The organism is Terriglobia bacterium (genome assembly GCA_020072645.1).
In the GTDB taxonomy this organism is placed as follows: Bacteria; Acidobacteriota; Terriglobia; order Terriglobales; family Acidobacteriaceae; genus Angelobacter.
The window spans coordinates 1-23,169 of sequence record JAIQGK010000006.1 but is presented as its reverse complement, the minus strand read 5'-3'; the positions used below and the strand labels follow the sequence as shown (position 1 = coordinate 23,169).

Annotated in this window: 23 protein-coding genes and 1 other RNA gene; 9 read left to right on the top strand and 15 right to left on the bottom strand. The window is 54.9% G+C overall.

The window, feature by feature from the left end:
- Positions 1 to 151 precede the first annotated feature (151 nt).
- On the bottom strand, positions 152 to 400 hold the full coding sequence (locus tag LAO76_10155; protein MBZ5491281.1) for a hypothetical protein: 249 nt from the start codon (positions 398 to 400) through the stop codon (positions 152 to 154).
- A gap of 120 nt (positions 401 to 520) precedes the next feature.
- Here LAO76_10155 and LAO76_10150 point away from each other — a divergent pair, with 120 nt between their 5' ends.
- Entirely contained in the window at positions 521 to 1,996 is a 1,476-nt protein-coding gene (locus tag LAO76_10150) for a beta-lactamase family protein (protein ID MBZ5491280.1), read from the top strand.
- A 263-nt stretch (positions 1,997 to 2,259) separates the two neighbouring features.
- Here the strand turns inward: LAO76_10150 and LAO76_10145 are convergent, their stop codons facing one another.
- Positions 2,260 to 2,460, bottom strand: coding sequence for a cold-shock protein (locus tag LAO76_10145; GenBank protein MBZ5491279.1), 201 nt, complete (start codon positions 2,458 to 2,460; stop codon positions 2,260 to 2,262).
- Positions 2,461 to 3,152: 692 nt separating this feature from the next.
- On the opposite strand from LAO76_10145, the gene ssrA reads away from it, so the two are divergent.
- Both ssrA and LAO76_10135 read left to right on the top strand, forming a co-directional pair.
- Positions 3,153 to 3,523: a transfer-messenger RNA gene (gene ssrA / locus LAO76_10140) on the top strand.
- Between the two features lie 274 nt (positions 3,524 to 3,797).
- A complete protein-coding gene (locus LAO76_10135) occupies positions 3,798 to 4,943 on the top strand; it encodes a choice-of-anchor D domain-containing protein (GenBank protein ID MBZ5491278.1) in 1,146 nt (381 codons plus the stop codon).
- A gap of 192 nt (positions 4,944 to 5,135) precedes the next feature.
- Here the strand turns inward: LAO76_10135 and LAO76_10130 are convergent, their stop codons facing one another.
- The 6 genes from LAO76_10130 to LAO76_10105 form a co-directional block, all read right to left on the bottom strand.
- Positions 5,136 to 5,825 (bottom strand): HAD family hydrolase, encoded by a 690-nt coding sequence (locus LAO76_10130; protein MBZ5491277.1) that lies wholly within the window; start codon positions 5,823 to 5,825, stop codon positions 5,136 to 5,138.
- Positions 5,826 to 6,028: 203 nt separating this feature from the next.
- Positions 6,029 to 6,538, bottom strand: coding sequence for a hypothetical protein (locus LAO76_10125; protein ID MBZ5491276.1), 510 nt, complete (start codon positions 6,536 to 6,538; stop codon positions 6,029 to 6,031).
- Positions 6,539 to 6,668: 130 nt separating this feature from the next.
- On the bottom strand, positions 6,669 to 7,049 hold the full coding sequence (locus LAO76_10120) for a hypothetical protein (protein MBZ5491275.1): 381 nt from the start codon (positions 7,047 to 7,049) through the stop codon (positions 6,669 to 6,671).
- 195 nt (positions 7,050 to 7,244) lie between these two features.
- Entirely contained in the window at positions 7,245 to 7,895 is a 651-nt protein-coding gene (locus tag LAO76_10115; GenBank protein MBZ5491274.1) for a lactate utilization protein, read from the bottom strand.
- Complete coding sequence (locus tag LAO76_10110; protein MBZ5491273.1) at positions 7,882 to 9,375, bottom strand: iron-sulfur cluster-binding protein; 1,494 nt, start codon at positions 9,373 to 9,375, stop codon at positions 7,882 to 7,884. Before LAO76_10110 ends, LAO76_10115 begins: the two co-directional genes overlap by 14 nt.
- Complete coding sequence (locus LAO76_10105; protein MBZ5491272.1) at positions 9,372 to 10,103, bottom strand: (Fe-S)-binding protein; 732 nt, start codon at positions 10,101 to 10,103, stop codon at positions 9,372 to 9,374. The genes LAO76_10110 and LAO76_10105 overlap by 4 nt, the downstream gene beginning before the upstream one ends.
- Before the next feature lie 122 nt (positions 10,104 to 10,225).
- Here LAO76_10105 and LAO76_10100 point away from each other — a divergent pair, with 122 nt between their 5' ends.
- Together LAO76_10100 and LAO76_10095 are read left to right on the top strand one after the other, a co-directional pair.
- The gene (locus LAO76_10100; protein MBZ5491271.1) at positions 10,226 to 10,987 is read left to right on the top strand and encodes a DUF2231 domain-containing protein; all 762 of its coding nucleotides are present in this window, start codon (positions 10,226 to 10,228) and stop codon (positions 10,985 to 10,987) included.
- A 226-nt stretch (positions 10,988 to 11,213) separates the two neighbouring features.
- Complete coding sequence (locus LAO76_10095) at positions 11,214 to 11,579, top strand: VOC family protein (GenBank protein MBZ5491270.1); 366 nt, start codon at positions 11,214 to 11,216, stop codon at positions 11,577 to 11,579.
- 97 nt (positions 11,580 to 11,676) lie between these two features.
- Here the strand turns inward: LAO76_10095 and LAO76_10090 are convergent, their stop codons facing one another.
- The 3 genes from LAO76_10090 to LAO76_10080 form a co-directional block, all read right to left on the bottom strand.
- Positions 11,677 to 13,155: a hypothetical protein gene (locus LAO76_10090; protein MBZ5491269.1), complete on the bottom strand. Its 1,479-nt coding sequence runs from the start codon at positions 13,153 to 13,155 to the stop codon at positions 11,677 to 11,679.
- Positions 13,156 to 13,326: 171 nt separating this feature from the next.
- Entirely contained in the window at positions 13,327 to 14,196 is an 870-nt protein-coding gene (locus tag LAO76_10085) for an SDR family oxidoreductase (protein MBZ5491268.1), read from the bottom strand.
- Between the two features lie 143 nt (positions 14,197 to 14,339).
- The gene (locus LAO76_10080) at positions 14,340 to 14,612 is read right to left on the bottom strand and encodes a hypothetical protein (GenBank protein MBZ5491267.1); all 273 of its coding nucleotides are present in this window, start codon (positions 14,610 to 14,612) and stop codon (positions 14,340 to 14,342) included.
- Between the two features lie 305 nt (positions 14,613 to 14,917).
- Here LAO76_10080 and LAO76_10075 point away from each other — a divergent pair, with 305 nt between their 5' ends.
- Positions 14,918 to 15,526 carry a GNAT family N-acetyltransferase gene (locus tag LAO76_10075; GenBank protein ID MBZ5491266.1) on the top strand — a complete coding sequence of 203 codons (609 nt, stop codon included), beginning with the start codon at positions 14,918 to 14,920 and terminating at the stop codon, positions 15,524 to 15,526.
- Between the two features lie 8 nt (positions 15,527 to 15,534).
- Here LAO76_10075 and LAO76_10070 read toward each other — a convergent pair whose 3' ends face one another.
- Positions 15,535 to 16,245, bottom strand: a complete 711-nt coding sequence (locus tag LAO76_10070; GenBank protein MBZ5491265.1) for a hypothetical protein — start codon at positions 16,243 to 16,245, stop codon at positions 15,535 to 15,537.
- Positions 16,246 to 16,541: 296 nt separating this feature from the next.
- Here LAO76_10070 and LAO76_10065 point away from each other — a divergent pair, with 296 nt between their 5' ends.
- The gene (locus LAO76_10065) at positions 16,542 to 20,177 is read left to right on the top strand and encodes a hypothetical protein (GenBank protein MBZ5491264.1); all 3,636 of its coding nucleotides are present in this window, start codon (positions 16,542 to 16,544) and stop codon (positions 20,175 to 20,177) included.
- Between the two features lie 80 nt (positions 20,178 to 20,257).
- Here the strand turns inward: LAO76_10065 and LAO76_10060 are convergent, their stop codons facing one another.
- The gene (locus LAO76_10060) at positions 20,258 to 20,524 is read right to left on the bottom strand and encodes a hypothetical protein (GenBank protein ID MBZ5491263.1); all 267 of its coding nucleotides are present in this window, start codon (positions 20,522 to 20,524) and stop codon (positions 20,258 to 20,260) included.
- A 473-nt stretch (positions 20,525 to 20,997) separates the two neighbouring features.
- Here LAO76_10060 and LAO76_10055 point away from each other — a divergent pair, with 473 nt between their 5' ends.
- On the top strand, positions 20,998 to 21,654 hold the full coding sequence (locus LAO76_10055) for a cytidylate kinase-like family protein (GenBank protein MBZ5491262.1): 657 nt from the start codon (positions 20,998 to 21,000) through the stop codon (positions 21,652 to 21,654).
- Between the two features lie 137 nt (positions 21,655 to 21,791).
- On the opposite strand, the gene LAO76_10050 is transcribed toward LAO76_10055, so the two are convergent.
- A complete protein-coding gene (locus LAO76_10050; protein MBZ5491261.1) occupies positions 21,792 to 21,983 on the bottom strand; it encodes a hypothetical protein in 192 nt (63 codons plus the stop codon).
- A gap of 89 nt (positions 21,984 to 22,072) precedes the next feature.
- A complete protein-coding gene (locus LAO76_10045; GenBank protein ID MBZ5491260.1) occupies positions 22,073 to 22,357 on the bottom strand; it encodes a hypothetical protein in 285 nt (94 codons plus the stop codon).
- Between the two features lie 352 nt (positions 22,358 to 22,709).
- On the opposite strand from LAO76_10045, the gene LAO76_10040 reads away from it, so the two are divergent.
- Positions 22,710 to 23,036 carry a hypothetical protein gene (locus LAO76_10040; GenBank protein ID MBZ5491259.1) on the top strand — a complete coding sequence of 109 codons (327 nt, stop codon included), beginning with the start codon at positions 22,710 to 22,712 and terminating at the stop codon, positions 23,034 to 23,036.
- Positions 23,037 to 23,169 lie beyond the last annotated feature (133 nt).

The window sequence follows — 23,169 nt, the reverse complement described above, 5'->3', positions numbered from 1 at the left end:
TTACCGCTGATGAACGCTGACAAAAATGACCAGCAAGAGTTGATCATGCTGCGATGTCAGCGATCACAGCGATTTGCTAACCTTCCTCCGTGTGCCTTCGTGTCCTCTGTGGTTCAAGGTTTTGCTTTTGCAATAACGGCGATTCTGGCAATTACTTTGGTTCTTTCAGCTTGAGCTTGGATTTATTTTCTTCCAGAAAGGCGCGGAGATTGTCGGCCTGGTCCAGCAGGCGGGTCCATTGTTCAAAGTAGAGTGTGACCGGGAAACGTCCCAGGCCGTAGACGCTGACGCCGCCTTTTTCGCTGACGCGGAATTCCAGCGACCCGGTGCGTTTGGTTGCAACCTGCTTCTCCAATTCAGCAAGGCGGGCTTTCATTTCTTCATAAGTCGGTTCTGCCATGTGTGTCCTCTGGGATGAAATGTTACAACAACCAAGTATAGAAACTTTTTCTTCTTGACGCTCTACTACGCGTGTAGTAGTTATGGATGTCCACTATTTGCGGAAAGCGGGAGCGAAAATATGACTTTATCAGGTGGGACCAAATGCATCGTAATCGCGCTGCTTGTGATTTCTGCGGCGGCACAAACGCCGGACGCCAAGGTGCCGGACATTAAGCTGCCAGACACGGCCCCCGGCAAAACTTTGACCGAGTGGCTGGCCATGTGCAAGTCGCCCAACCTGGAGCAGATGACTAAGTGGAACACGGTTCACGTGGCGGAACAAATCTTCAAGTTCGCGCCCGCGGACAAGCTGGCCAAAGACGATTTCAACGATTGCACCGAGAGTGGCGGCTATCGCGTGGCTGAGGTCACTGAGGCAAAGCCTGATCGCATCACTGCGCTGGCGGTCACCAACAAGACCGAAGCCTGGTTCAACATCACCATGGTCCTGGACAAGCAGGACAAGATCATCGGCGTCGGACTTGGGCCTGCCGCGCCTTCAGAAGCCATGCTGCCCAAGGATCTCAGCGATGCCGCGATGGCGAGCGACATCAACGCGCATGCGGACAAGTTGGCCAAGGCCGGGCTCGTATCGGGGATATTGATCATCGCCCGCGACGGCAAGCCCATCGTGACGCGGACGGACGGCTTTGCCGATCGCGAGAAGAAGATCGCATTCACGCCGGCCACACAGTTCACGCTCGGCTCCATGGGAAAGATGTTCACCGCCGCGGCTGTGGGTCAACTGGTGGATCAGGGCAAGCTCTCTTACGATGACGTGGTCGGCAAATTCTTTCCTCAGTTTGGCAACAAGACCATCCGCGAAAAAGCCACCGTGGGGATGTTGCTCTCACACACCGCCGGGATGAAAGATTTCCTGGGCAAGCGCTCGCCAGAGATGATGAAGAACGGCGTAAAGCGCGCGGCGGAGTTTATCCCGCTCTATGAAAACGACGAACCCAGGTTCGATCCCGGTACCAGTTGGGCGTACAGCAATGCCGGGCTGGCGCTGGCTGGCGCGATCGTGGAGAAAGTTTCCGGTGAAGATTATCCGGACTACATTCGCAAACACATCTTCGAGCCCGCGGGCATGAAAGACAGCGATCCCAACAACATTCCCGGACCGCGTCTTCACCTGGTTGTGCCTTATACGCACATGAGCAAAGAAGGGCCAGGCGCGGACTGGCATGAAGCGGAGCATGACATCGGCAGCCCCGCCGGCGGCGCAATCTCCACCGCGGCGGACCTTGTCCGCTTTGCCGACGCGCTACGCAATGGCAAACTCGTGAGCAAAGCGACTTTTGACAAGATGACACAGCCGCACGGCAAATCTCCGCGCGGAAGTTACGGCTATGCCATGGAGATTGCCGACGTATATTCGCGCATTGTTGTGGGACACGGCGGCGGATTTCCCGGCGTGAGCACACATTTATATATGGTGCTCAATTCGCCTTATACCGTGGTGGTTCTGTCGAACCAGGACCCGCCTGCGTCAGAGCTTATCGGTGAGCGAGCCAAGGCGCTGGTGGCGGAAAGGGCAAAGCGGGACAAGTGAAGGCGTTTTTCACCGCGGAAGCGCGGAGAAAATCGGGTTAGGGTGCAACAAAACTCGATAATCAGAAAATTCAAACAGCGCTAGCGCTCAAGATGCACTGTTTAACGGTTTTTCTGGTTGTTCGCAGTTTGGTAACTGGGGCTAGCGCCAATTCGGCAATGCGCTTTTGATTGAAGAGCACAACCGTGAAGTTTGCAGTGAGCAGCGAAGCGACAATACAAAAAGGCGGCCGAAGCCGCCTTTTATGAGAAAACCGGTTGGGACTAGAGAGCGCGAACGTTCTCTGCCTGCCAGCCTTTCTTTCCTTTGGTCACAGTGAATTCAACCGCCTGGCCATCTTGCAGGCTGCGGTATCCGTCAGACTGGATAGCGGAAAAGTGCACAAAAACGTCTTCTCCGTTTTGGCGTGAGATAAAACCAAATCCTTTTGCGGCGTTGAACCACTTAACTGTTCCTTGTTCCATTTTGCTTTTTTCCTAATGTATTGATTTTTTTTGACGCTGGAAAGATTTATCGATTTTCGGCAGGTAGCAGAGGCTCTTGCAGAAGATCCAACAATTCAATTTCTAACGCGAGTTCTAAGGTATCACACCGTGCAGCAATTTGCATCACCTTAGTTTTAGCCCTCAGAACTCTATTTTTCACGCTGATTATAAAGGACTAAGGCCTCTTCACGTCGCCTTCCCCTGTTTACCGGTTTTCCGATTTTTCTGTCTACTTAATCCCGCAAGCGTACAATTCTTGCAAGGATCCCCATTTGCGAGAGCTGCCGCCTACTCCGGTTACCGGGCCAACCTTGGTGTATAAACGCGCCAAGAGTGGCCACGCCAGCTTCTTCTGCTCGCGATGCGGTCTGGATTTCGCCACCACAGATCCTTTGGAAGCCTTCCAGGATTTTGCCCACCATCAGCATGATTGCGCATCCGCGCCAAGGCCGCGCAAGAACAAGGCAGTGAGTTAGCCGCCTTCAATTTCATATAATCGATTCGCCGAGCATGCCTCGGGTCGAACAGGTGCGGGCAGATCACCCGCTGAATCGCCCAGGAGCTCAAAATCATCTAATGGTTTGATCGGCATCTACCTTCTGCTATGGTAGAGACAGCTCTTTTGAGCAATGATCTTTGACAACAAGGACTGGCCACAGTCCTTTCCGAATGGGGGCGTCACGGCTTCGACGGAAATGCTTGCGGCCAAGAGGCATACCGGGGCGCATTCCCCCGTAAGTGGTGCAAAAACAATAATTGCCAACTCTAACCAGTTTGCATACGCTGCTTAATTAAATAAGTAGCCGCTCTACACGGCTTTGTCTACGGGCTGTGCAAGGGCGTCACACAGTGGGCTGGTCCTTCTTGCTAAGCCAGGGCGGAAGGACGAGACATACGGGCTAGCGTTTTGCGTTTCTTGTCCGTTCTAAGCGCACAACGCGAATCTGGCGGGGTAATTCCCGTCGGGTGAACTGGACTAAGTATGTAGGCTCTTGACCAGTGACGTTTTCGGACGTGGGTTCAACTCCCACCGCCTCCACCAATTTTTCTAAAATCCCGACTCTGAGCTTGCGAAGGGGAGGGATCCCTACCGTGCCCACAATCTTATATTTCGCAGATCAGACACTAGCTTGGCGTGCGTAGCAGACATCCAAACCTCACACGAGAATGAGTCCAAATTGCGTGCACCTTCGCGATTTCAAGATTCTTCTGCTCAGAGTCCTTTTCAGAATCACATTTATCTTCCCGCTTCTTTATGACACAATCCCAACTTTCGTAGTAGCTTGGCAATTTTTGAAACATTGGGAAATCGTAGATTGCTGCAGAAATCGGAAAACACAATAATTAGCCCTGGAGTTCGCGGGAAGCTACTCACATACGCTTTGATTGCTATCTTCGGCGTAACCGCTGCCGCACAGTCTCTAGGCGACTTAGCACGGGAGGAACGGCAAAAGAAAGCCTCACAAACCGGGGCTGCCAGCCCAAAAGTCTTTAGCAACCTTGATAATCCGCCGATTCAGGGGACTGCATCCACTGCCCCAACAACTCGTCACGCGGTGCCGGCAGGAGAATCGCTGCTCCAGATCGACTCACCCGCTGACGGTACTGTCGTAAACCCAGGTCAGACAATCCGTGTTCGGGTAATGTCTCTAACCGGCGAGGCCATATCATCGGTCACAGTGCTCACAGACATGGACGATCGGCTGATGACTGAACCCGCCCGTTCTCTTCCTGCCGAGTTTTCAATCACCGTACCCTCAAAGATTAGTCTTCACCGGTACACCCTAACAGCTACGGGTATAACCGCTGCCAGAGCGCTTGTGGAGTCCGCGCCCATAGCGATTGAGGTTGATCGGCCTGACATGCCAGTCTCTCTTTCGCAGGTAAATTTTCACAGCCTTATTTTCGACGCCCTGGGAGAAAGCATCCGATTGCTGACCCTGGCTACTTTTCCGGACGGGCAGGTGCTGGACGTCACAGAATCCAGCCGCCTGTTCTTTCATTCGACAGACACAAAGGTAGTCACCGTCGATGAAACCGGTGCAGTTACGGCGGTGGCAACCGGCACGGCGGCGATCATCGTGAGTTACAAGAATCCCAATGGTCCCGCTCGGGAGCTCAGGATCCCGGTCACGGTCTTACGTTTCCAACTGGGTCTTACACCCTCTGCCCTGAACTTTGGAAACGTAAGTGTTGGGAGCAGTGCAAGCCTGACCGTGACGGCAACTAACAATTCGGTTAGCGATAGCCAAATGAGAATCAAGGCCATCACGGTAACTGGACCCTACCGAGAGACTGACAACTGCAGCTCTTTGTCACCTTTGGCCTTGGACGCTAGCTGTCTAATTACGGTTACTTTTACGCCCGGAACGGAGGGACGGTTCCCAGGAACTCTCAGCATCCCCGATTCGTCCAGCAGCCTACCATCAGAACTTTTGCTGACTGGCGTCGGCGTGAAGTAAGACGGGCCGAGCATCGCACATGTATTCACGTCTCGGAATTACACCAGGTACGCAGCACGGAACAAGACAACGACAAGGATAGCGATGAGCACAATCAGCATCACCAGTAGCAGGGTCGTTGACCAACTGCGAGGCGGATAATATCGGCTACCACCAGGCATAAGTGACTCCCCGATCTTCTCATTCTGAAACTCATCCTATTCCCGGAAGCCCGAGTTGCTCCAGATGCAAGAGCATGTCTTCAGGGTCTGAATAAATCCTGAATGCTCCGGCCCGATGTAGTTCTTCTTCTCCGTATCCACCCGATAACATTCCGACGCCAAGCGCACCCTTGCGTCCTGCCGCTAACAAATCCCAAACGCTATCTCCCACCACGATGCAATCGCTCAGTGGCGACTTTAGTCTCTTTGCTGCGGCCAGGAATATATCCGGAGATGGCTTGGCCTTCTGTGCGTCATCTCCCGTCAGAACCGGCGTTCCGGCAGGTACCTTGAGCTTTTTCAAAAGCAGGGACGTCTGCTCCCGATTGCCTGTGGTTGCAATCGCGAATCGCACTTTAGAGCGGCGAAGATGGGCGAGCAAGCGGTCTGCTCCGCGCAAGGGCGCTATTTCAGAAACGACCTTGCGAATCCTGGCATCATGCTCCTCTTCCAGTTCGTCAATGTTGACCTTTTTCTCTGGCGCAAACTCACGCAGCAGTTCTGTGACAAATGATTTACCGCTCATCCCCACGCGACGGTGAATCATCCATTTGGGAACAACGATTCCAGCTCCATTGAGCGTGTTCCACCAGGCTTGAACATGTTCGTAAACGCTGTCAATCAGGGTTCCATCCAGGTCAAAAAGCACGGCAGGCGTTTCAGTTTTTGTCTTCGCCATCATCGCTCCCAATCTGGATGTTAGATGCTTGAATCAGATTACTAATCACAGATTGGGCCGGCAGCGAAATGGTAGCGTTGACTGGATATCAATGGCAATAGAACAAGATGCGCTCCGGCTAGTGACGGCAATGAGTAGATCGCGAACACCGCACTAAAGCTAGCAGGGGTGGTTACCGCCGTTCTATCAACCCCCCGCGTGTGCATCTATTCCATTGCCGCAATCTTTTTCAGATCCATCTTCTCAGCGAAGGCTGCCACGGCCGCATGGCGGTTTTCGGTTTTGTCCCATGCCGGGCCGCCCTTGTAGGCCACAATCTGAACGTAAGTGCCGGACTTGGGCATGATGTCGAAAGAATGAGAGTCGTTGTCGGGCAAAGGAAATGATTCATATGCCGTAAAGCCGCCAAAATCCTTTGTTTCCTTGAACCCGGCTTTCTCGATGGACATATCGTTCAACTTTTTGCGGTCCGCGCCTTTTTCCCCTGACAAGATCTGCACGGTCACCTTCTTGACTCCCAACGCATCAGCGTTTCCGGGAACGTAAGACCTAGCGGAGCTGTGGCCGACTCCGGATACGTCACTGTTGGTCGTGCTATCCTCCGCGCTCCAGCCGGCAGGCGGATCCGGCAGCAGACCCGCAAGCTTCGACGACTTTCCGCATCCCACGAGCAAAACACAAAAACCAGCAACAGCAAGCGCTTTAGCAGTCCTCATGGAACTCCTCTACGAGGAATGATCTTGTCATCAGTAGTTATCTGTTGGCAAGGATTTTAGCTTCCATTCCGGGTGATTTGACAATCCTGCTTCTGATCCGCGTGCATCCGCGTTAAGATTTTGCCGATAGTTAATCTTCGTTCTGATACTCTTCCGGCACATCATCTTCAGGGAATTGACGCGTCCGCACATCACCCTGGTCGGCATCGCGTGCGTTCTCAACACCGCTGAGGGCTTCGGCTTCCATGTATTGGCCTTCTTCCATCAACTCTTCCACACTTTCAGAATCGTCATAACTTCTGCGCGAGAGACCTTGCGTGTCGCCCGATTGTCCGCCCGACTCGGGTCCCAGGCCTCGAAGTCCGCTTGGAGTAACAGGATTGATTACTTCTCCGCGGCGGCGGCTGGCTTTCTTCGCGACAGCTTTCTTCGTCGCTGCTGATTTCTTCTTTGCCGTCGGCTTCTTCTTCGCCACGGACTTCCGGGCAATGGTCTTCTTCTTCGCTGCCACTTTCTTGCGGGCTGCTGATTTTTTTAGGGTTGGCTTTTTCCTGCTGACAGTTTTCTTTTTGCGAGCTGGTTTTTTCCTGGCCATGAAGAAAGTCTACCAAAAACGTTAGCGGCAGGAGCGATCTTGCCTCTCTCGTCTTAGCTTTCCTCCGTGTGTTCCTTCGTGTCCTTTGTGGTTAAGATTTTTGAATCTCGCTTACCCGCCCATTTCCACGATCACGACTAGCCGCATGGGGCCATGCGCGCCCTGAACCAGTATCTTTTCGATATCGGCGGTGCGGCTGGAGCCGCTGATCACGCAGGCATAAGAGTTCTTCTCCAGCCGGCCGTCAGCGGTGGCATTGCGCAACGCGGTTACAAGATCGGGGACGAGTTGTTTGGCGAACGCATAAACAATATGAGTGGGCGCTACGACAGATGCACCGCGTCCGCCGCCTGAAGCGCTCACAAAGATCGATCCTGTCTGCGCAATCAGCGCATCGGCCAGCGTTACGGTGGCTTGCGATTGTTCTCGCGGCCCGCCTTCACTCGACCAGCGAATCTGGCGTTGCGAACCGGCTGCGGTCATCAAGCCGCGCAACACCGGATCGTCCTGAACAAAAATCTCTCCGGCCGACAGTGACTGCAAAACCACTGCAAGAGCTTGTGCGCTCGCGGCGGCGTCGGCGGTCAACTGGCATTCCATCAGGTTGGCTTTGCACTCCTGCTGGAAGCGTTCCAACGGATTTTCAACGGCCTCAAAGATGGGGCCATAAAAGGTCTTGTCTTCAATTGGAGGCGCCGGCGTGCGCAGGCCGTCGCGGATACGCGCCAGGATTGCCTCGCGGCTGGGATTACTTGCTGCCACCGGCGGTTCCCCCCTGGTCGTTTTTTGAAAGCTCTTTCTTCCAACGCGCCCGGAATGATTGCCCCGGTAGTGGAACCGGTGTGCGCTTGCGGCTCCAGGCGCGCATGGGATCGAGCGCTGTCCCGGCTAGCCCCATGCCATAGGCCAGGCGCAGGCTGCGCCGCATCATCCATCCGCCCAGCGCATACAGTCGTGGGTGCAGCATTGCCATCTTCCATAGCTTGAATTGCGTGCGCTCACCGCTCGTCTTGGCTCCGCCCGCCTTGGTGAAATCGCGGCGGTTGTGCAGCAGATGATGATGCAGGTTGATGTTCACCGGGCAAACGCTGGTGCATGCGCCGCACAGTGACGATGCATAAGAAAGATGCTGGAACTCACTGCCGCGCAGGTGCGGCGTTAGCACACTTCCGATGGGGCCTTGATACGTGGTGCCGTAGGTGTGCCCGCCGATGTTGCGATACACCGGGCAGATATTGAGGCATGCGCCGCAGCGAATGCAATGCAGCACTTCCCTTTCTTCGGCGTTGGCCAGCAGGCCGCTACGTCCGTTATCCAGCAGGACAACGTGAAATTCTTCCGGTCCGTCTGCCTCGTCCGCACGCTTTGGTCCGCCGACGAGAGTGCTGTACGTGGTGATCGACTGGCCCGTGCCGGAGGTAGCCAGCACCGGCCACAGCGTGCCCAAATCTTCAAGGCGCGGAATCACCTTCTCAATTCCTGTGACGGCAACATGGATGCGCGGCAGGCTGGTACTGAGGCGGCCATTGCCTTCGTTGGTCGTAATCGCAACCGCGCCCGCATCGGCAACCAAAAAGTTTGCGCCGGAAATTCCCATCTCAGCGGCAAAGAATGCTTCCCGCAGCTTGCGCCGCGCCAGCGCGACCAGCTTTTGCGGATCGGCGTCTGGGATATCTTCACCCAATTTCTCGCGGAAGAGATCGCGGATCTGGTTGCGGTCCAGATGCATGGCCGGCGTAACAATGTGGTACGGAGCTTCATTCCGAAGCTGGACGATGAACTCGCCCAGGTCGGTCTCCCAGACTCGAATGCCAGCTTGCTCCAGCACCGGCGCAAGGTGCATCTCCTCCGTGACCATTGACTTGGACTTCACCACGGTTTTCACGCTGCGGCTGACGGCCAGGTCCTTTATATAGGCGCATGCTTCATCGCCGTTGGCGGCCCAGAAGACGTGTCCGCCGCGCGCCAGTACCTTCTGTTCAAACTGGAGCAGGTATTTATCCAGATTGTTGATGGCTTCGCGCTTGATCTCCTGGCACTTGCGCCGCGCAGCTTCCCAATCTTTGATTCGGGCGCGCCCGCGATTGTGGGCGGCCTCGTAGCTGTCCATGTTCTTGCGGATAATTTCACGGTGGACAAGATCAGCCGATTTGGTAGCTGCGTCGCGCAGGAATTTCTGTGCCGCTGTAAGCGCGGAAGGTGTCTCTCCAGCGGGTGTGGGAGTTGGAGCATTGGTACTCATGTCTGCGCCTCGCTCGCCAAAATACTCGCCAAATGAATTGCCCTGGCACGATCTTTGCGACGGCCCAGGATTCCCTGCACATGCATCAGGCAGCTGGGATCAATGGCCGTGACGTACTCGGCCCCGGTGACGGCGACGCTATCGCACTTTGATTCGCCCATCGCCACGGAAATGCTTTCAAACTTAGTGGCAAATGTTCCGCCAAAGCCGCAACATTCTTCCGAGCGCAACATATCCACCAGTTTCAAACCTTTCACCCCGCGCAGAAGCTGAAGTGGCTCATTGCGCAATTTCAATTCGCGCAATCCGTGGCATGACGCATGATAGGTAACGGTATGCGGAAACGCAGCTCCCACATCGGTGAGGCCCATTACTTTTACCAAAAATTCTGAAAGTTCAAAGGTGCGCTTGCCCAGCGCGATTGCCTCGTCATGCAGCGCACCGGAAGCCATTAACTCAGGATAGAAGACGCGGACCATGGTGGTACAGGAGCCAGACGGACAGACAATGACTTCGGTGTCGCGGAAGACGCGCAGAAAACGTTCAGCGCAAGGACGCGCTTCATCCCAAAAGCCGGTATTGAATGCCGGCTGGCCGCAGCAGGTTTGATCTGCGGGAAAATCCACTTCACATCCAATGCGCCGCAGAACTTTTACCGTGTCCACGGCCACTTGGGGCTGCAACTGATCGACAAAGCACGGAATGAAGAGTGAGATTTTGCGGGCCATCTTTGTTATGGGCCATCTTTAGTTATGGCCATCGGGGGACTTGCGCGATTTTAGCAGAAGAGCGGCTGCGCTGTTCATGAGTTGAAACATTCGCATCTCATATTACTGAGGGGAAATTACGCATGCCAGAATCCAAGCCGCTTGATGAAAAAATACAGAAGGCAATCGACAAGGCCTTATACGCCAATGGCAATCCCGCCGCGCAAAAAGCCAGGAATTTCCTGAACGGCACATGGCTGGGTGAACCACTCCATGCGGCGCTGACGGATGTGCCCATCGGCGCCTGGACCGTTGCCATGGTTTTTGATGCTTTAGAGATGATCAACAGCCGCCATGAGTTAGCTGTGGCCGCGGATACATCTGTAGCTATAGGACTTGCCGGCGCCGCGGGCGCGGCAGTCACCGGAGTCACGGACTGGTCTGACGTGGATCCTCCAGCTCGCCGCCTTGGATTGATTCATGGGCTTCTGAATGTAGGTGCTACCGCGCTCTTCGCCACGTCGCTCATCATGCGCAAAAAGAAGGCGCGCAATCAAGGCCGGAGATTTTCCGCCCTGGGTTATGCCTTGATGACATTCTCCGCCCATCTTGGCGGCAAGATGGTATACGAACATCGAGTAGGAGTGGACCGCACAGCGGGAGAGACGTTCCCGGAAAACTTCACGGCAGTTTTGCCTGAATCCAATTGCCTGACAACACACCGACCCGTGCAATGTACCAGGGCACGCCCATTCTGCTGGTTCGTCGTGGCGAGCGTCTTTTTGCCATGGCAGAGACGTGCTCCCATTTCAGCGGCCCGCTCTCTGAAGGCAAATTGGATGGCGACAGCATTGTTTGTCCATATCACGCATCTCGTTTTGCCCTGGAGGATGGCCGCGTGCTGAACGGACCAGCGGTGCATCCGCAGCCGTGCCTTGAGGTAAGAGCACATAATGGGCAAATAGAAGTGCGCAGCCCGCCGTCCGGACGTGATCAGGGTCTTATGGATAAGCTACTGCGAGCCGGTTAGGGCTTGCGCGATTTAGCGGAACCGGAGTGGCGTAACCACGACAGTGTACCTTGCCGCTCCCGGGGTCGCCCGTTAGAATCACTGGCGTCGAGGAAATTCCCATGCCTCCCAGCTCTACTAACGGAAAGATCTGCTACGTCGAAATTCCCACCACGGACATCGCGCGTTCAGCCGAGTTCTACAAGCGCGTTTTCGGATGGAATGTCCGCACGCGCGGCAACGGCAGCACTGCTTTTGATGATACGACGGGCCAGGTGAGCGGATCGTGGGTGCTTAACCGCCCTCCATCGCAACAACCAGGCCTACTGGTGTACGTGATGGTGGATAGCGTTGCCGCAACGATTGAGCTGGTCAAGGCCAATGGTGGAGAAATCGTGCAGCCCATGGGCGCGGACGCGCCAGAGATCACGGCGCGATTCCGCGATCCGGGTGGAAACGTGATCGGCCTCTACCAGGAGCCCTCCTGAAATCGGAGAAAGTGAGGGGCGGAGGCGCTCAAAAACAAAAATGAGGACGCAGGTTTTATTCGGCGTCCTCAAGTAGTTCTTCTTTCTATCTCCCTGCTTACGGGAGATGATCCAGATAGCACGCTCCGGTGGTTATCTGGTCGGGTGGTGTGGGCGGCGTTTTCCACGGCGCGGCGTTGAAGTCAAAGAACTCGGTCATATCCATCTGCGCCTGGTCGCGCGCGGTGAGCGCCGGCAGATGGAAGCGAGTTTCAATGAGCTTCAAAATAGCCGTATAGTCAGCCACCGTGTGAGAGACAAAATTCTTTTTGGTAAATGGTGAAATCACCACCAGCGGCAGGCGATACCCCGTGTATTGGAAATTGCATGTCGGGCTGGAGTTGATGCTTCCATCCGCGTTCAGGCAAATATCCAGGGGATTGGTCCGCAGGTCATTTGGAGCTATGCCATCAGGGCTTGGCATTGGCTGTGGGGAAACGTGATCATAGAATCCACCGCCTTCGTCCCATGTGAGAATAAAGATGGAATCTTTCCATGACTGACTTTTCATCAAGCCATTGATCAAGCTGGATACAAACTTGGCCCCCTGTTGAATATTGATTGCGCCGGTCGCGGAATCCGCCGGATGCTCGTCCAGCCCTTCCGCCGATGCCGGTTCCAGAAAGACAACTTGCGGCAGAGTACCGTTGTTTGCGTCAGTTAAAAACTGATCTACCGGAACAATGTTTTGCGGCTCATTCTTCAGGATGGTAGAGGAATAATTAAACTGGGCCATGTAACTCTGCCCCAGCAGGCATTGCGGGGTGGTGCATGGTGTCGTCCCCTGCAAGGGATGGACGTAGTCTTTCCATGTAATGTGGTTCTCGTCCAGCGTTTGCATGATCGTCTTGGCGGTAAGCTGTGGATTGCCCGGCGTTATCGGGTAGGCATGTCCCTGAGATGTTCCGGACAGCATGTACTGGCGGTTGATCTGCGTGCGTGACAAGGCAGGCGAGAACCAACGGTCTGATGTGGCGAAGTTCGATGCCATGAAGTAGTAATAATTCAGGTTGTCGCCGGTGTAGTAGCCCATCACGCGTGCTCCTATCACGTCATTGATGGGGCCTTCATGCCCTGCCGTCTGGGCAAATCCATCTCCCATGTATACCGTTGAAAGCGAATCATGCTTATTGAAATCCACGTGGCTCTCATTCCATGACGGGCTTGGATTCTCAACGCACATGGTATTCAGGGCGAAGGCATTGATCGTGGGCGCTGGCCCGCCTCCGGCAGGAGGATCACCGACATTCGCGGCATTGTCTGGCGTGCCATCCAGCGTAGTTCCATTGGTGGCTTGCGGATAACCATTCTTCTGCCAGTACTGCATCAGATGGCCAAAGTAGTGATCGAAGGAACGGTTTTCCTGGGCCAGGATGATGATGTGATTGACTGAATTCTGCAGAGTAGCCGTTGCAACGGGTGTAGGTGTAGGCGAAGGTGGTGGATTACCGGCTGAACTTCCTCCTAAAGCTCCACCACAACCGGAAAGTGAAAGCAGAACAACGAAGCAGGCGAGCGCACAGAACAGCTTATTCATCAGAGGACCCCACAACATTAACCATTGCGATGTGAGTTCCAGAGCTCCGGGTTGTCCAAAGCTGCTGCTGGATTCAATCGTAAAACGAGCTTAAATAGCGGGTTAAGACGAAGTTCTCTCTCAGAAAAGAGAGAACCGCAGAGAGCATGGCCGCGAGAAAAATTTATTTTGCTACTGTGCAATCTTTGAAGTTTCTAACCACAGGCGTTGCGCCTTGGTGTCATCCTGCGCCTCAACGGAAGGCGTTGCTGGCAGGCACCTGTGAAAATATTCACCACTTACTGTGGACACATTGGGCGACGAAGCCAGATAAACCAGAGTCTCTGCTCCCTCTTCTGGCGTGAGCGCAAAGCGCTTGGCAAAGCCGATACCAAACCCGATGAGGCCACCTGTCTGATCACCGAAGCGGGTTGAGACAAAACCAGGATGGAGCGAGTTGGCAGTCACGCCGGTTCCCGCAAGCTTTCGCGCCAGTTCGCGCGTATAGAGAATGTTCATCAGCTTGGAGCGGGCATAGACCTTGAACGCAGCTCCGCCATAGCGTACCCAGTCTTTGAGATTGAAGCGGTATGCTTTTTCCGATTGCAGGTCATCCAGGTCCACGGTGCCGGAGGTATGCGCGTCTGACGCGGTATTCACCACACGGGCCGGCGCTGAGGCGGTCAGGCGGTCGCGCAAAAGCTGCGTCATCATGAAATATGACATGTGGTTCAACGCGAAGGTACGCTCCAGACCATCTTCAGTGAGCTGGCGTGTTCCGAACATGGCGCCTGCATTATTGATAAGCACATCAATGCGCGGCTCTGCCCGGGCGATCTCTGCGGCAACGCGGTTCATCTCACGCATGCGCAAGAGGTCAGCATAATAAATGGAATGTGAGATGCCAGGAGCGACCTGATCCAGCCGCGCCATCGCCGCCTGTCCCCGCTCCCGATCACGCGCCACCTGCGCGATACGCGCTCCCATGGCGGCAAGTTTCTCTGCCGCCACCTGTCCAATGCCGGATGTTGCACCGGTAATGACAATGACTTTGCCCTTCATGTTTTCCGCCATGACTGATCCTCCGGCAAGCCGCAGCAGGTAAGCTTAACATTCAGCCGAGACAAAACGGAGCTCTACCGACTGCCGCTGGGATAAAGTTACTGTTCCAGACGACGAACCCGCCTTGCGGGCGGGTCGTTTGTTTAGGAATTTGGAATTTCCTGATTGGGTGGATGCGAAAATTTCTCGCGGTCACGCTCTTCAATGCGGCGCATGGCCCCGAGCAGATGGCAATTGACGCCTGCCCTAAGGTGCTCCGACTGTCGGTTAAGAGTCTGCATCATGAGCGGGTCGAAAATACCAACCTTTTCCAATGCTTCCATGTTGCGATGAACGCGGGCGAATGATGCGTTCAGATTGTTGAGGAGATCGTAGACGTGGGGTTTTGGTGCGCTGCTAGAATCTGTGTCAGCCATAGGTCGCCTTTCGATTGAAGGTGATTTGTGGTTAGGGACCGTCCGTGCGTCAACACGGGCGTGTCCGTCTCTAGTCTTATAACTGCGCGGCGAAAGTGGACGCAACAAAATAACGAAGCGGTTTGAAGAAACGCATAAAGTTAAGTGGCAGGCAAAGATTGTTAAGTGCAGCAGCGAGCAATTAGCAACTGGCAATTAGCCTTTGTGTCTCAGCTGCAGTCATACCTCCAACCCCTCAGTTCATTTAAGAAAGAAACTGGTTTGCTACATTGCCATACACATTATTGTTGAGAAAAGGAGTGATCATGCCCTGGCCTGAACCCATCACTTTGCGTGGCACGCACGCGATCCTGGAACCGCTATCACATGCCCACCATGACGATCTTGTTGAAGCAGTGCAAGACGGGGAGTTGTGGAAGCTGTGGTACACGGTGATCCCCGAGCCTTCGCAGATGAAAGCTGAAATCGAGCGGCGGCTGGATCGCCAATCGAAAGGCGGGATGCTTCCCTTTGCCGCGAGAGATGCCTGCACTGGAAAAGTTGTGGGCATGACAAGCTATTGGAATGTTGACCAGACGCACCGGCGTGTGGAGATCGGCGGCACATGGTATCGCAAGAGCATGCAGCGCACCGCGCTAAACACAGAGTGCAAGCTGCTCTTGCTGACGCATGCTTTTGAAACCCTGAATTGCGTCTGCGTAGAGCTTCGCACTCACTTCTTCAATCACGCGAGCCGGCGGGCCATTGAGCGGCTGGGAGCCAAGCTGGACGGGATATTGCGGAACAACCAAGTCCTGCCGAACGGGACGATCCGCGATACATGCGCCTACAGCATCATCGTGAGTGAATGGCCGGTCGTGAAGAAGCATCTTTCCTGGATGTTGACAAGGCACGCAGCGCCAAAGGAACTTTGACGCCGCTCTCAGTTAGAGCAGTCCTTCTGGATTGGCAATGGCAGGATTGTAACCAGATGCCATTTGCCATCGTCCTGCCGACGCTCCGCACGAGATCCGGTCTTGGTAAGCCGCCACGACCCGCTCTGGTCGAGGTGCTCCCGGAAGAAACGAAGCCCCGGCGCTGTACGCGGAACGCGTCTTACCTTTCTGACGACACTCCACGTTTTTCCCCCGTCCAGGCTCCGGTGCAGAAAAATGGGTCCCGACCAATCGTCATTTTTCAATTCCAGGTGGCGCACCCAGGCCAGAAATCCTCCGGTCTTTGTTTCGCGCGCAATTCCCAGTAACTCACTGGCTTGGTCGTAAATCTCAGATTGCTGCCAGGCATTGTCAGTCCTGCGATAAATGAGCAAGAACGGATCGTGCGCCGGACCTTCTGCAATGTCCTCTCCGGCGGTGAAGAGTTCGGAACCGGTATCCAGAAAATATTCCAGATCACTGCTTTCCAGGAGAGGACCGGTTACGCCCCATGTCTTACCGCCGTCCGTGGATACAAGCGGCTGTACAGGCCGATACGGTGCGCCGCAGCTGCTCAACCTCGCAAAGAGTATGACCAAATCTCCTCTCGCCCATATTCCGTTCGCGAATGGAATATCCTGGGCCGCGCAGATGCTGCAGATTATGGCAATCGCGCTTGCTGCAGCCATGGCCCGCATCGTTGGTCTGTTGCTCGGCATCTTCATCGCCGCAAATTGTACTTCTTTCAGATCGAGTCGAGAGAATTTTATCCGGGGCGGAATCCAGCGACCTGGGCGACTTCATAGAGGCGCTTACAGATCCTTAGAATTTCTAATCCATTTTTAAGCGCTTTCTAAGCAAAACGGTTCACAGTGACGGCTGGTTGACGAGTGTCCTTCCGGATCATCTCAAGGTTTTGAAAACCTTGCGCGCCGCTTTTTGGCCCTGATGAACTTCCTGCCTCAAGCAGTCTCCAACAAAACAAACAAAGTTTAGAGAGAAAAAGAGGGACGAAATGCAAAGCCATTCGAGTGGTCGCACCCGACTACTGCTCCGCACCCTGCTGCTCATGCTCGTCAGCGGGATGCTCTCATCAGCCGCTTTAGCCCAACGCACCATCAACGAAGCCGACCGCATAACGCTGCATGGAAACGTGCACCCGCAGGCTCGCGCGGAATTTGATCGCGGGTCCGCAAATGCGGCCATGCCGATGAACAGAATGGTCCTGCTGTTGTCAGTGCGTCCGGACGCGCAGGCGGATTTGCAGCAGTTGCTGGCAGACCAGCAGAACCCGAAGTCGCCCAATTACCACAAATGGGTCACTCCCGCAGAGTTCGGATTGCGTTTTGGCCCTACTGACCAGGACATTGCCGACGCCAGCGGTTGGCTGAAAAAATTCGGCTTCAGCATTGATGAAGTTGGGAACGGCCGCATGTGGATTAACTTCAGCGGCGACGTGCAAAAGGTGGAACGCGCGTTCCAGACCAACATCCGCAACTATGAAGTGGATGGGAAGATGCATTTTGCCAATGCCACCGATCCAAGCATTCCACGAGCGCTGGCCGGACTAGTGCAAGGCGTGGTTTCCCTGCACAATTTCACGACGCATCCGAACAGTACGGCAAGCCAGCTGCCATCCGACTTTACCAACGCGGCTGGCGCGCACTTCCTTGCGCCGGGCGATTTCGCCACTATTTACAACGTCAAACCGCTTTACAACGCGGTTCCGGCAATTGACGGAACGGGGCAAACAATTGCAATTGTTGGCCGCACTGACATCAATCTTACCGATGTCCAGTTCTTCCGCAGCTTCTTCGGCCTGGCCCCCAAAGATCCGATCTTTATCCACAACGGTCCCGATCCCGGAGATCTCGGCGGCCCGGAGGAAACTGAAGCTGACCTGGACGTGGAATGGTCAGGCGCTGTCGCGAAGAATGCAACGATCGACTTCGTGATATCGCAGACCGGCGCCACTGACGGCGTGGCCCTCTCGGCACAGTTCGTCGTGAACACAAACCTTGCCAATGTCATGAGCACCAGCTTTGGGCTGTGTGAATTCACGCTGCAGGCGGCGGGAAACAACTTTTGGAACACGTTGTGGGCGCAAGCAGCGGCACAAGGAATCACGGCTTTTGTATCCGCGGGAGACAGCGGCGCCGCAGCCTGCGATTCTTCAAGCGCATTGGTCGGCACAAGAGTCAACGTCAACGGTCTTGCCTCCACGCCGAACAATATTGCCGTCGGCGGCACGCAGTTCAATGAAGGAGCGGGCAATTTCTGGGCAGCGGCAAATGATCCCATTGACCAGTCGTCAGCCCTGAGCTACATCCCAGAGATCGCATGGAATGAAAGCGGTTCGGTACCGGGCGGATCAGGCTTGTTCGCCACAGGCGGCGGCGCGAGCCAGGTGTATGCAAAACCCGTATTCCAGGCAGGGCCGGGCGTGCCGGTGGACGGCGCACGCGATATTCCTGACGTGTCACTGAGCTCGGCAGGCCATGACGGGTACATCATTGTTCAAGGCCATACCACAGGCACAACCGGACTGGCCGCAGTGGGCGGAACTTCAGCAGCTTCACCTTCTTTTGCCGGATTGATGGCTCTAGTCGTGCAGAAAACCGGAGCGGCGCAAGGTAACGCAAATCCAGTCTTCTATACCATGGGGCAGAACCAGTTTGGCGGCGGCATCGCCGTTTATCATGACACCACGACCGGAAACAACACCGTCCCGGGAATCGCGGGATTCAGCGCGGGCGTTGGCTATGATTTGGTGACCGGCTGGGGTTCAGTGGACGCCAGCAACATGGTGAATTTCTGGAACAACAACGGCACACCTGACTTCTCACTGGCTGCCGCTCCTGCCTCACAATCCGTGAACCAGGGCAGCACGGCAACTTACACAGTCACAGAATCGGTTTTTGACAACTATTCGAACACGGTGACATTCAGCGTCAGCGGACTTCCTGCCGGCGCAAGCCCAACGTTTACTCCTCCAACGTTGAGCGGAGCAGGCACTTCATCGCTGAGCATCACCACACTGGCAACTACACCGCTTGGCAGCTATCCGCTGACGATCACAGGCACAGACGGAGTTTTGACTCACACGGCTTCCGTCACACTTGTGATTACAGCGCCTGACTTTTCTCTGACAGCGTCTTCGGCCACGCAAACTGTGGTTGTGGGAAACACAGCGAATTACACAGCAACAGTCGCCGCACTGAACGGATATACGGGAACGGTCAGCTTGAGCGTAAGCGGGCTGCCCGCCGGCGCGTCGCCGGTCTTTACTCCGCCTTCAGTCACCGGATCCGGAAGTTCGGGTCTGGCGATTACAACCACGGCAGGCACCACGCCGAGCGGCAGCTATCCGCTGGTCATCACGGCGACCGACGGAGTGTTGACGCACAGCGCCAGCGTGACTCTTGTGGTAGCAAACTTCAGCATTTCAGCCAGCCCGGCAAGCGTGACGGTACAGCAGGGCACGTCGGCCACCTACACAGTCTCTCTCACCACGGCCAGCGGTTACGTGGGCACGGTGAACTTTAGTGTGAGCGGCCTGCCGATTTCAACAACGCCGGTATTCAGTCCAACCAGCCTTACGGCGTCCGGCACGAGCTCGCTCACAATTTCAACTTCAGCCACCTCTCCACTCACGCCGCCGGGAACTTATCCGCTGACGATTTCCGCGAGCGATGGCGTCTCCACGGCAACCACTCAGGTAGTTCTGGTTGTAACTGCCATAGGCGACTTTGGGATTTCAGTTTCCCCAACGTCACAGACTGTAAACCAGGGCCAGAATATCGGCTATGGAGTCACGGTCAGCGCATCCGGTGGGTTCACGGGTGCTGTGAACCTGAGTATCGCTGGCTTACCGCCCGGAGCCACTGCAACGTTCAACCCATCGACAGTACAAGGCTCAGGGCTTTCGTCTCTGGCCATTGTGCCGGGAGCCAACACTCCAGGTGGACCTTACACGCTTACAATCACTGGGACCAGCGGGCCACTGGTGCACTCGACCACGGCCACGCTGACGATCTTGGTGCCTGATTTTTCGCTAACGCCTTCGCCCACGAGTCAAGAGATCCTGGTAGGCCAGTCCACCAGCTACTCGGTTTCTTTGACGCCGATCAATAGTTACTCGGGAACGGTGAGCTTCAGCGTCAGCGGATTGCCGGCCGGCACGACATCGACGTTCAATCCTCTTTCATTGAGCAGCTCGGGCAGCACCACGCTTTCCATCACCACCAACAACTCCACTCCGCCGGGTACTTATCCGTTGACCATCACCGGCTCGGATGGAACGCTTACACACACGACCTCAGTCACGCTGCAAGTTGATGCCGTGCCGGCTGCGGATTTCACCGTCACACTAGGCCAGCCCTCCATCACAGTGAAACGCAACTCCAGTGGAACTGATACCGTGACAATTGGCGCAGTGAACGGCTTTACCGGCGTGGTGAATTTAAGCATTTCCGGCGTGCCTTCACTGGTGACGGCAACATTTTCTCAGACCTCCGTCACAAACAGCGGCTCGTCAACCCTGACGTTTGTGGTTGATCATCGCGCAACGCAGGGCGTCTATCACCTAACCGTTACGGGCACCAGCGGACCGTTAGTCCACTCCACTCCGTTGACGCTGACAGTAAACTAGCGAATCGACCAAAACAGAATGCCGTCCAGCTAAAGCTGGACGGCATTTTTCTTCGCAGGACCTCTTTTACTTGAACGCTGTCACTGTCCTGAAGCCGGCGCGGCAATGTCCACAATGGCTTTCCACTTTCCGGCCTTATCTTTTTTCCAGACCGTGGTGTAGCTGCCGGACATCGGCTGATTGCCCATGCTGCCGGAAAATGTTCCGCGCGTGTATCCCAGATCTTTTGACACGTCGGCAGTGTCCACAGTCCAGCTCAGCTTGAAGTTTGGATCAGCCAGCATTTTTGACCAGAGATCTTTAATTGCCTGCTTGCCGTGGACCCACTTGCCGTCGTTGCCGGACACGTAGGCGTCATCGTGATGAAGCTCATGAACTGGTCAACGTTTTTAGATCCCGCCGCCTTTGCCCAGTCCTGGTCCGCTTTTTTTACATCATCGGCTGGATTGGCCGCCAAGGCCAAAAAGGTCATAAACATCATGAACAGGACCGCTGCAATTGACTTGCGCATCGTGCACCTCCTGGGCGGCAATTAAAGCACAAATTGGTGCGACAATGAACTTAACCACCTGTATGTCTTCAGGTAATTTATTCTACGAAGCGCAATTGGATTTGGGCCATTGCTGTTGGAATTCTTGTACTGGGGGTTCCTTTTTGTGCGATTTGAGTTTGTGATACGCCTTCCACGGTGGACCCGCTAATTCCGAATTGGACTTGTCCAAATCCCCCGAATCCCGTACAGTTTTGCCGTCCGGCAAGAAAGCCTAAAATCCTGCTTACGCGGTGAGACCCGGAGAGCATCTAAGTTTTTGAGGGCAGCGTGATTCGAATCATAACCATCGAGCGCGAATATGGTTCTGGCGCGGCGCAAATTGCGGCGAAACTGGCTTCCCGCCTGGGCTGGAAGCTGTGGGACCAGCAGCTTACACAAGAGATTGCCCGGCATGCGCACTGCGAACAATCCGCGGTGGCGCAACGCGAAGAACGCCGGGACCCGCTTTACCAGCGCTTGCTCAAATCATTTGCGCTGGGAAGTTCAGAAGGCTATCGCGGCGGCCCGCCAGTGGAGATGCTGGATTCAGACAGCATCTTTAAGATTTCTCAGCGAGTAGTTGAGCAAGCCGCGGGCGCGGGAAATTGCGTGATCGTGGGCCGGGGTTCACAGCACTTTCTGCAACACCGCAAAGACGCCCTGCGCATCTTTCTGTACGCTCCCACGGCTGACAAGGTGCGACGGCTGGTGTCTGAGGGCAACACACAGGCAAAGGCTGAGGCGCTGGTGGATACGGTTGACCGAGAGCGCGCGGCGTTCATCAGAAATTATTTCCACACAGAGTGGCCAAACCGCCCCGTATATCACGCCATGATCAATACTGCCATGGGCGAAGACGCCGTGGTGGAAGCGATCTTGAGTTTTCTGAACCAACACGCCCAGCCAAGAACTCTCGCAGACCACGCGATCCATCTAAAAGTTTAATCATCCTGATTGGCGGCAAATCTTCGTCAGTCGCGATGGGCTATAAAATCTGTTACGCCGTTCTTTAGGGCCGCATCCTCCAGCGATTACCATTCAAGTTCAGGGACACGAATCGAAGCCGTGCCCTTTCACGGTCTTTACCACATCCGGGGATCGCAATCCGGCGGTACTTTGTACTGCGGTTTGCCTTTGAACCGCAGCGGTTTGGAAACTAACCGCAGCGTTTTGCCGGCTACGTCGATTACCAGCAGGTGTTTCTTGCATTCGATAATCTTCCAGTCGGCCGCGGCATTAGACGCCTGGAGGTGAAAATGATTTTCCTTTGGCACGATTGTGTTCTCCATTTTGTTTGCGAAAAAGAAACACGCAACTGCCGGCCCAGAAAGCTGGCCAGCGCAGACAATAGAGGAGAACTAAATCAGCAGCGGAGAGCGACGCCAATGATGCTGGCATCGGGATAATGCAAAGCGATCGGGGAAAAATGGCACACGGGATTCAAGGCAAGGCAGCGGGAAAAAGCGATTCCGCCTAGACCAAGCAAAAGCAGCAGTCCTGCCAGCGCAACTCGCAGGTCTAGATTGTTGACTGGCGTGGTGGGACCATTCTTTGATTGGAACCCGCCGCTGGGCACATGCACGAAAAACAGGAGAGTCACCAGCACGATCAAAATAAGGAACATCAATTTGGCGTGTCTGGAGCTCATGTCTTCAAGTCTACCTTTCCCGGCAATTGCCGCAAATCAGGTATTCGCTTCAATCGTTACAGTAGCCGCTGGCGGGCAAAACCACTGCAATCCTGTTCAAAACTGTGCTTGCTTAATGGTGGTTCTGCACACGCTAATAAATATAGGCGAACAAAGCTGTTGGAAAGAGCACAACGGTACGGGTACCCTGCTGGAGGCCGGTCAGGGCTGCTTCTCCTTGCTTTTCAAGCGTTTAAACAGGCCTGGTGAAAGCCTTCCGCTCCTGGTACGGGTTTTCTGCATCTATTTATTTAAACACCCGCCTCAACTCCGGTTGTGAACAGGGTGTTGGTTTTTCGGCCCAGGAGAGCACGTGACCCACCGCGTCGTAGTTGCCCCCTTTGTTCTCATCGCTTTGTTCTTTTCCATTTGTGCATTTTCCCAGAGCTTGCCTGACGTGGGCACCGTGAAAGACTTGCCTGCCACTGAGTCGCCGTCGCCTAAATATCAACGGATCAGCCCCATCGCCATCAATCCACAGACTGGCCTCGTTCACGGGGCTCCCGCTTCCACGATTCAGACCGGAACGTTCGGTCTCCCATTCAACCGGGCTAATGTTATTTCGGTCCCGAATTTTGAAGTGTCATTTATCAGCCGCGGCAAGACCTGGCACCTCACCATGATGGGAACGACTCCTTGATTTCATAACAACGACGGCTCCTAACGAGTGCCGAGTAAACTTGAGTTGACGAAAACCAAGACTCGGAACGAAAGGAGCCGCCAATGAAGATTATAGGCTGTGATTTTCATCCGAGTTTCCAGCAAATTGCCAT

Bases quoted from the DNA above. Each gene is read 5' to 3' on its own strand.
- LAO76_10150 (MBZ5491280.1), top strand. From the start codon at position 521: ATGACTTTATCAGGTGGGACCAAATGCATCGTAATCGCGCTGCTTGTG.
- LAO76_10125 (MBZ5491276.1), bottom strand. From the start codon at position 6,538: ATGAGGACTGCTAAAGCGCTTGCTGTTGCTGGTTTTTGTGTTTTGCTC.
- LAO76_10070 (MBZ5491265.1), bottom strand. From the start codon at position 16,245: ATGCCGAGCAACAGACCAACGATGCGGGCCATGGCTGCAGCAAGCGCG.
- LAO76_10100 (MBZ5491271.1), top strand. From the start codon at position 10,226: ATGCCAGAATCCAAGCCGCTTGATGAAAAAATACAGAAGGCAATCGAC.
- LAO76_10085 (MBZ5491268.1), bottom strand. From the start codon at position 14,196: ATGAAGGGCAAAGTCATTGTCATTACCGGTGCAACATCCGGCATTGGA.
- LAO76_10065 (MBZ5491264.1), top strand. From the start codon at position 16,542: ATGCAAAGCCATTCGAGTGGTCGCACCCGACTACTGCTCCGCACCCTG.
- LAO76_10045 (MBZ5491260.1), bottom strand. From the start codon at position 22,357: ATGAGCTCCAGACACGCCAAATTGATGTTCCTTATTTTGATCGTGCTG.
- LAO76_10075 (MBZ5491266.1), top strand. From the start codon at position 14,918: ATGCCCTGGCCTGAACCCATCACTTTGCGTGGCACGCACGCGATCCTG.
- LAO76_10090 (MBZ5491269.1), bottom strand. From the start codon at position 13,155: ATGAATAAGCTGTTCTGTGCGCTCGCCTGCTTCGTTGTTCTGCTTTCA.
- LAO76_10105 (MBZ5491272.1), bottom strand. From the start codon at position 10,103: ATGGCCCGCAAAATCTCACTCTTCATTCCGTGCTTTGTCGATCAGTTG.
- LAO76_10095 (MBZ5491270.1), top strand. From the start codon at position 11,214: ATGCCTCCCAGCTCTACTAACGGAAAGATCTGCTACGTCGAAATTCCC.
- LAO76_10145 (MBZ5491279.1), bottom strand. From the start codon at position 2,460: ATGGAACAAGGAACAGTTAAGTGGTTCAACGCCGCAAAAGGATTTGGT.
- LAO76_10110 (MBZ5491273.1), bottom strand. From the start codon at position 9,375: ATGAGTACCAATGCTCCAACTCCCACACCCGCTGGAGAGACACCTTCC.
- LAO76_10155 (MBZ5491281.1), bottom strand. From the start codon at position 400: ATGGCAGAACCGACTTATGAAGAAATGAAAGCCCGCCTTGCTGAATTG.
- LAO76_10080 (MBZ5491267.1), bottom strand. From the start codon at position 14,612: ATGGCTGACACAGATTCTAGCAGCGCACCAAAACCCCACGTCTACGAT.
- LAO76_10130 (MBZ5491277.1), bottom strand. From the start codon at position 5,825: ATGATGGCGAAGACAAAAACTGAAACGCCTGCCGTGCTTTTTGACCTG.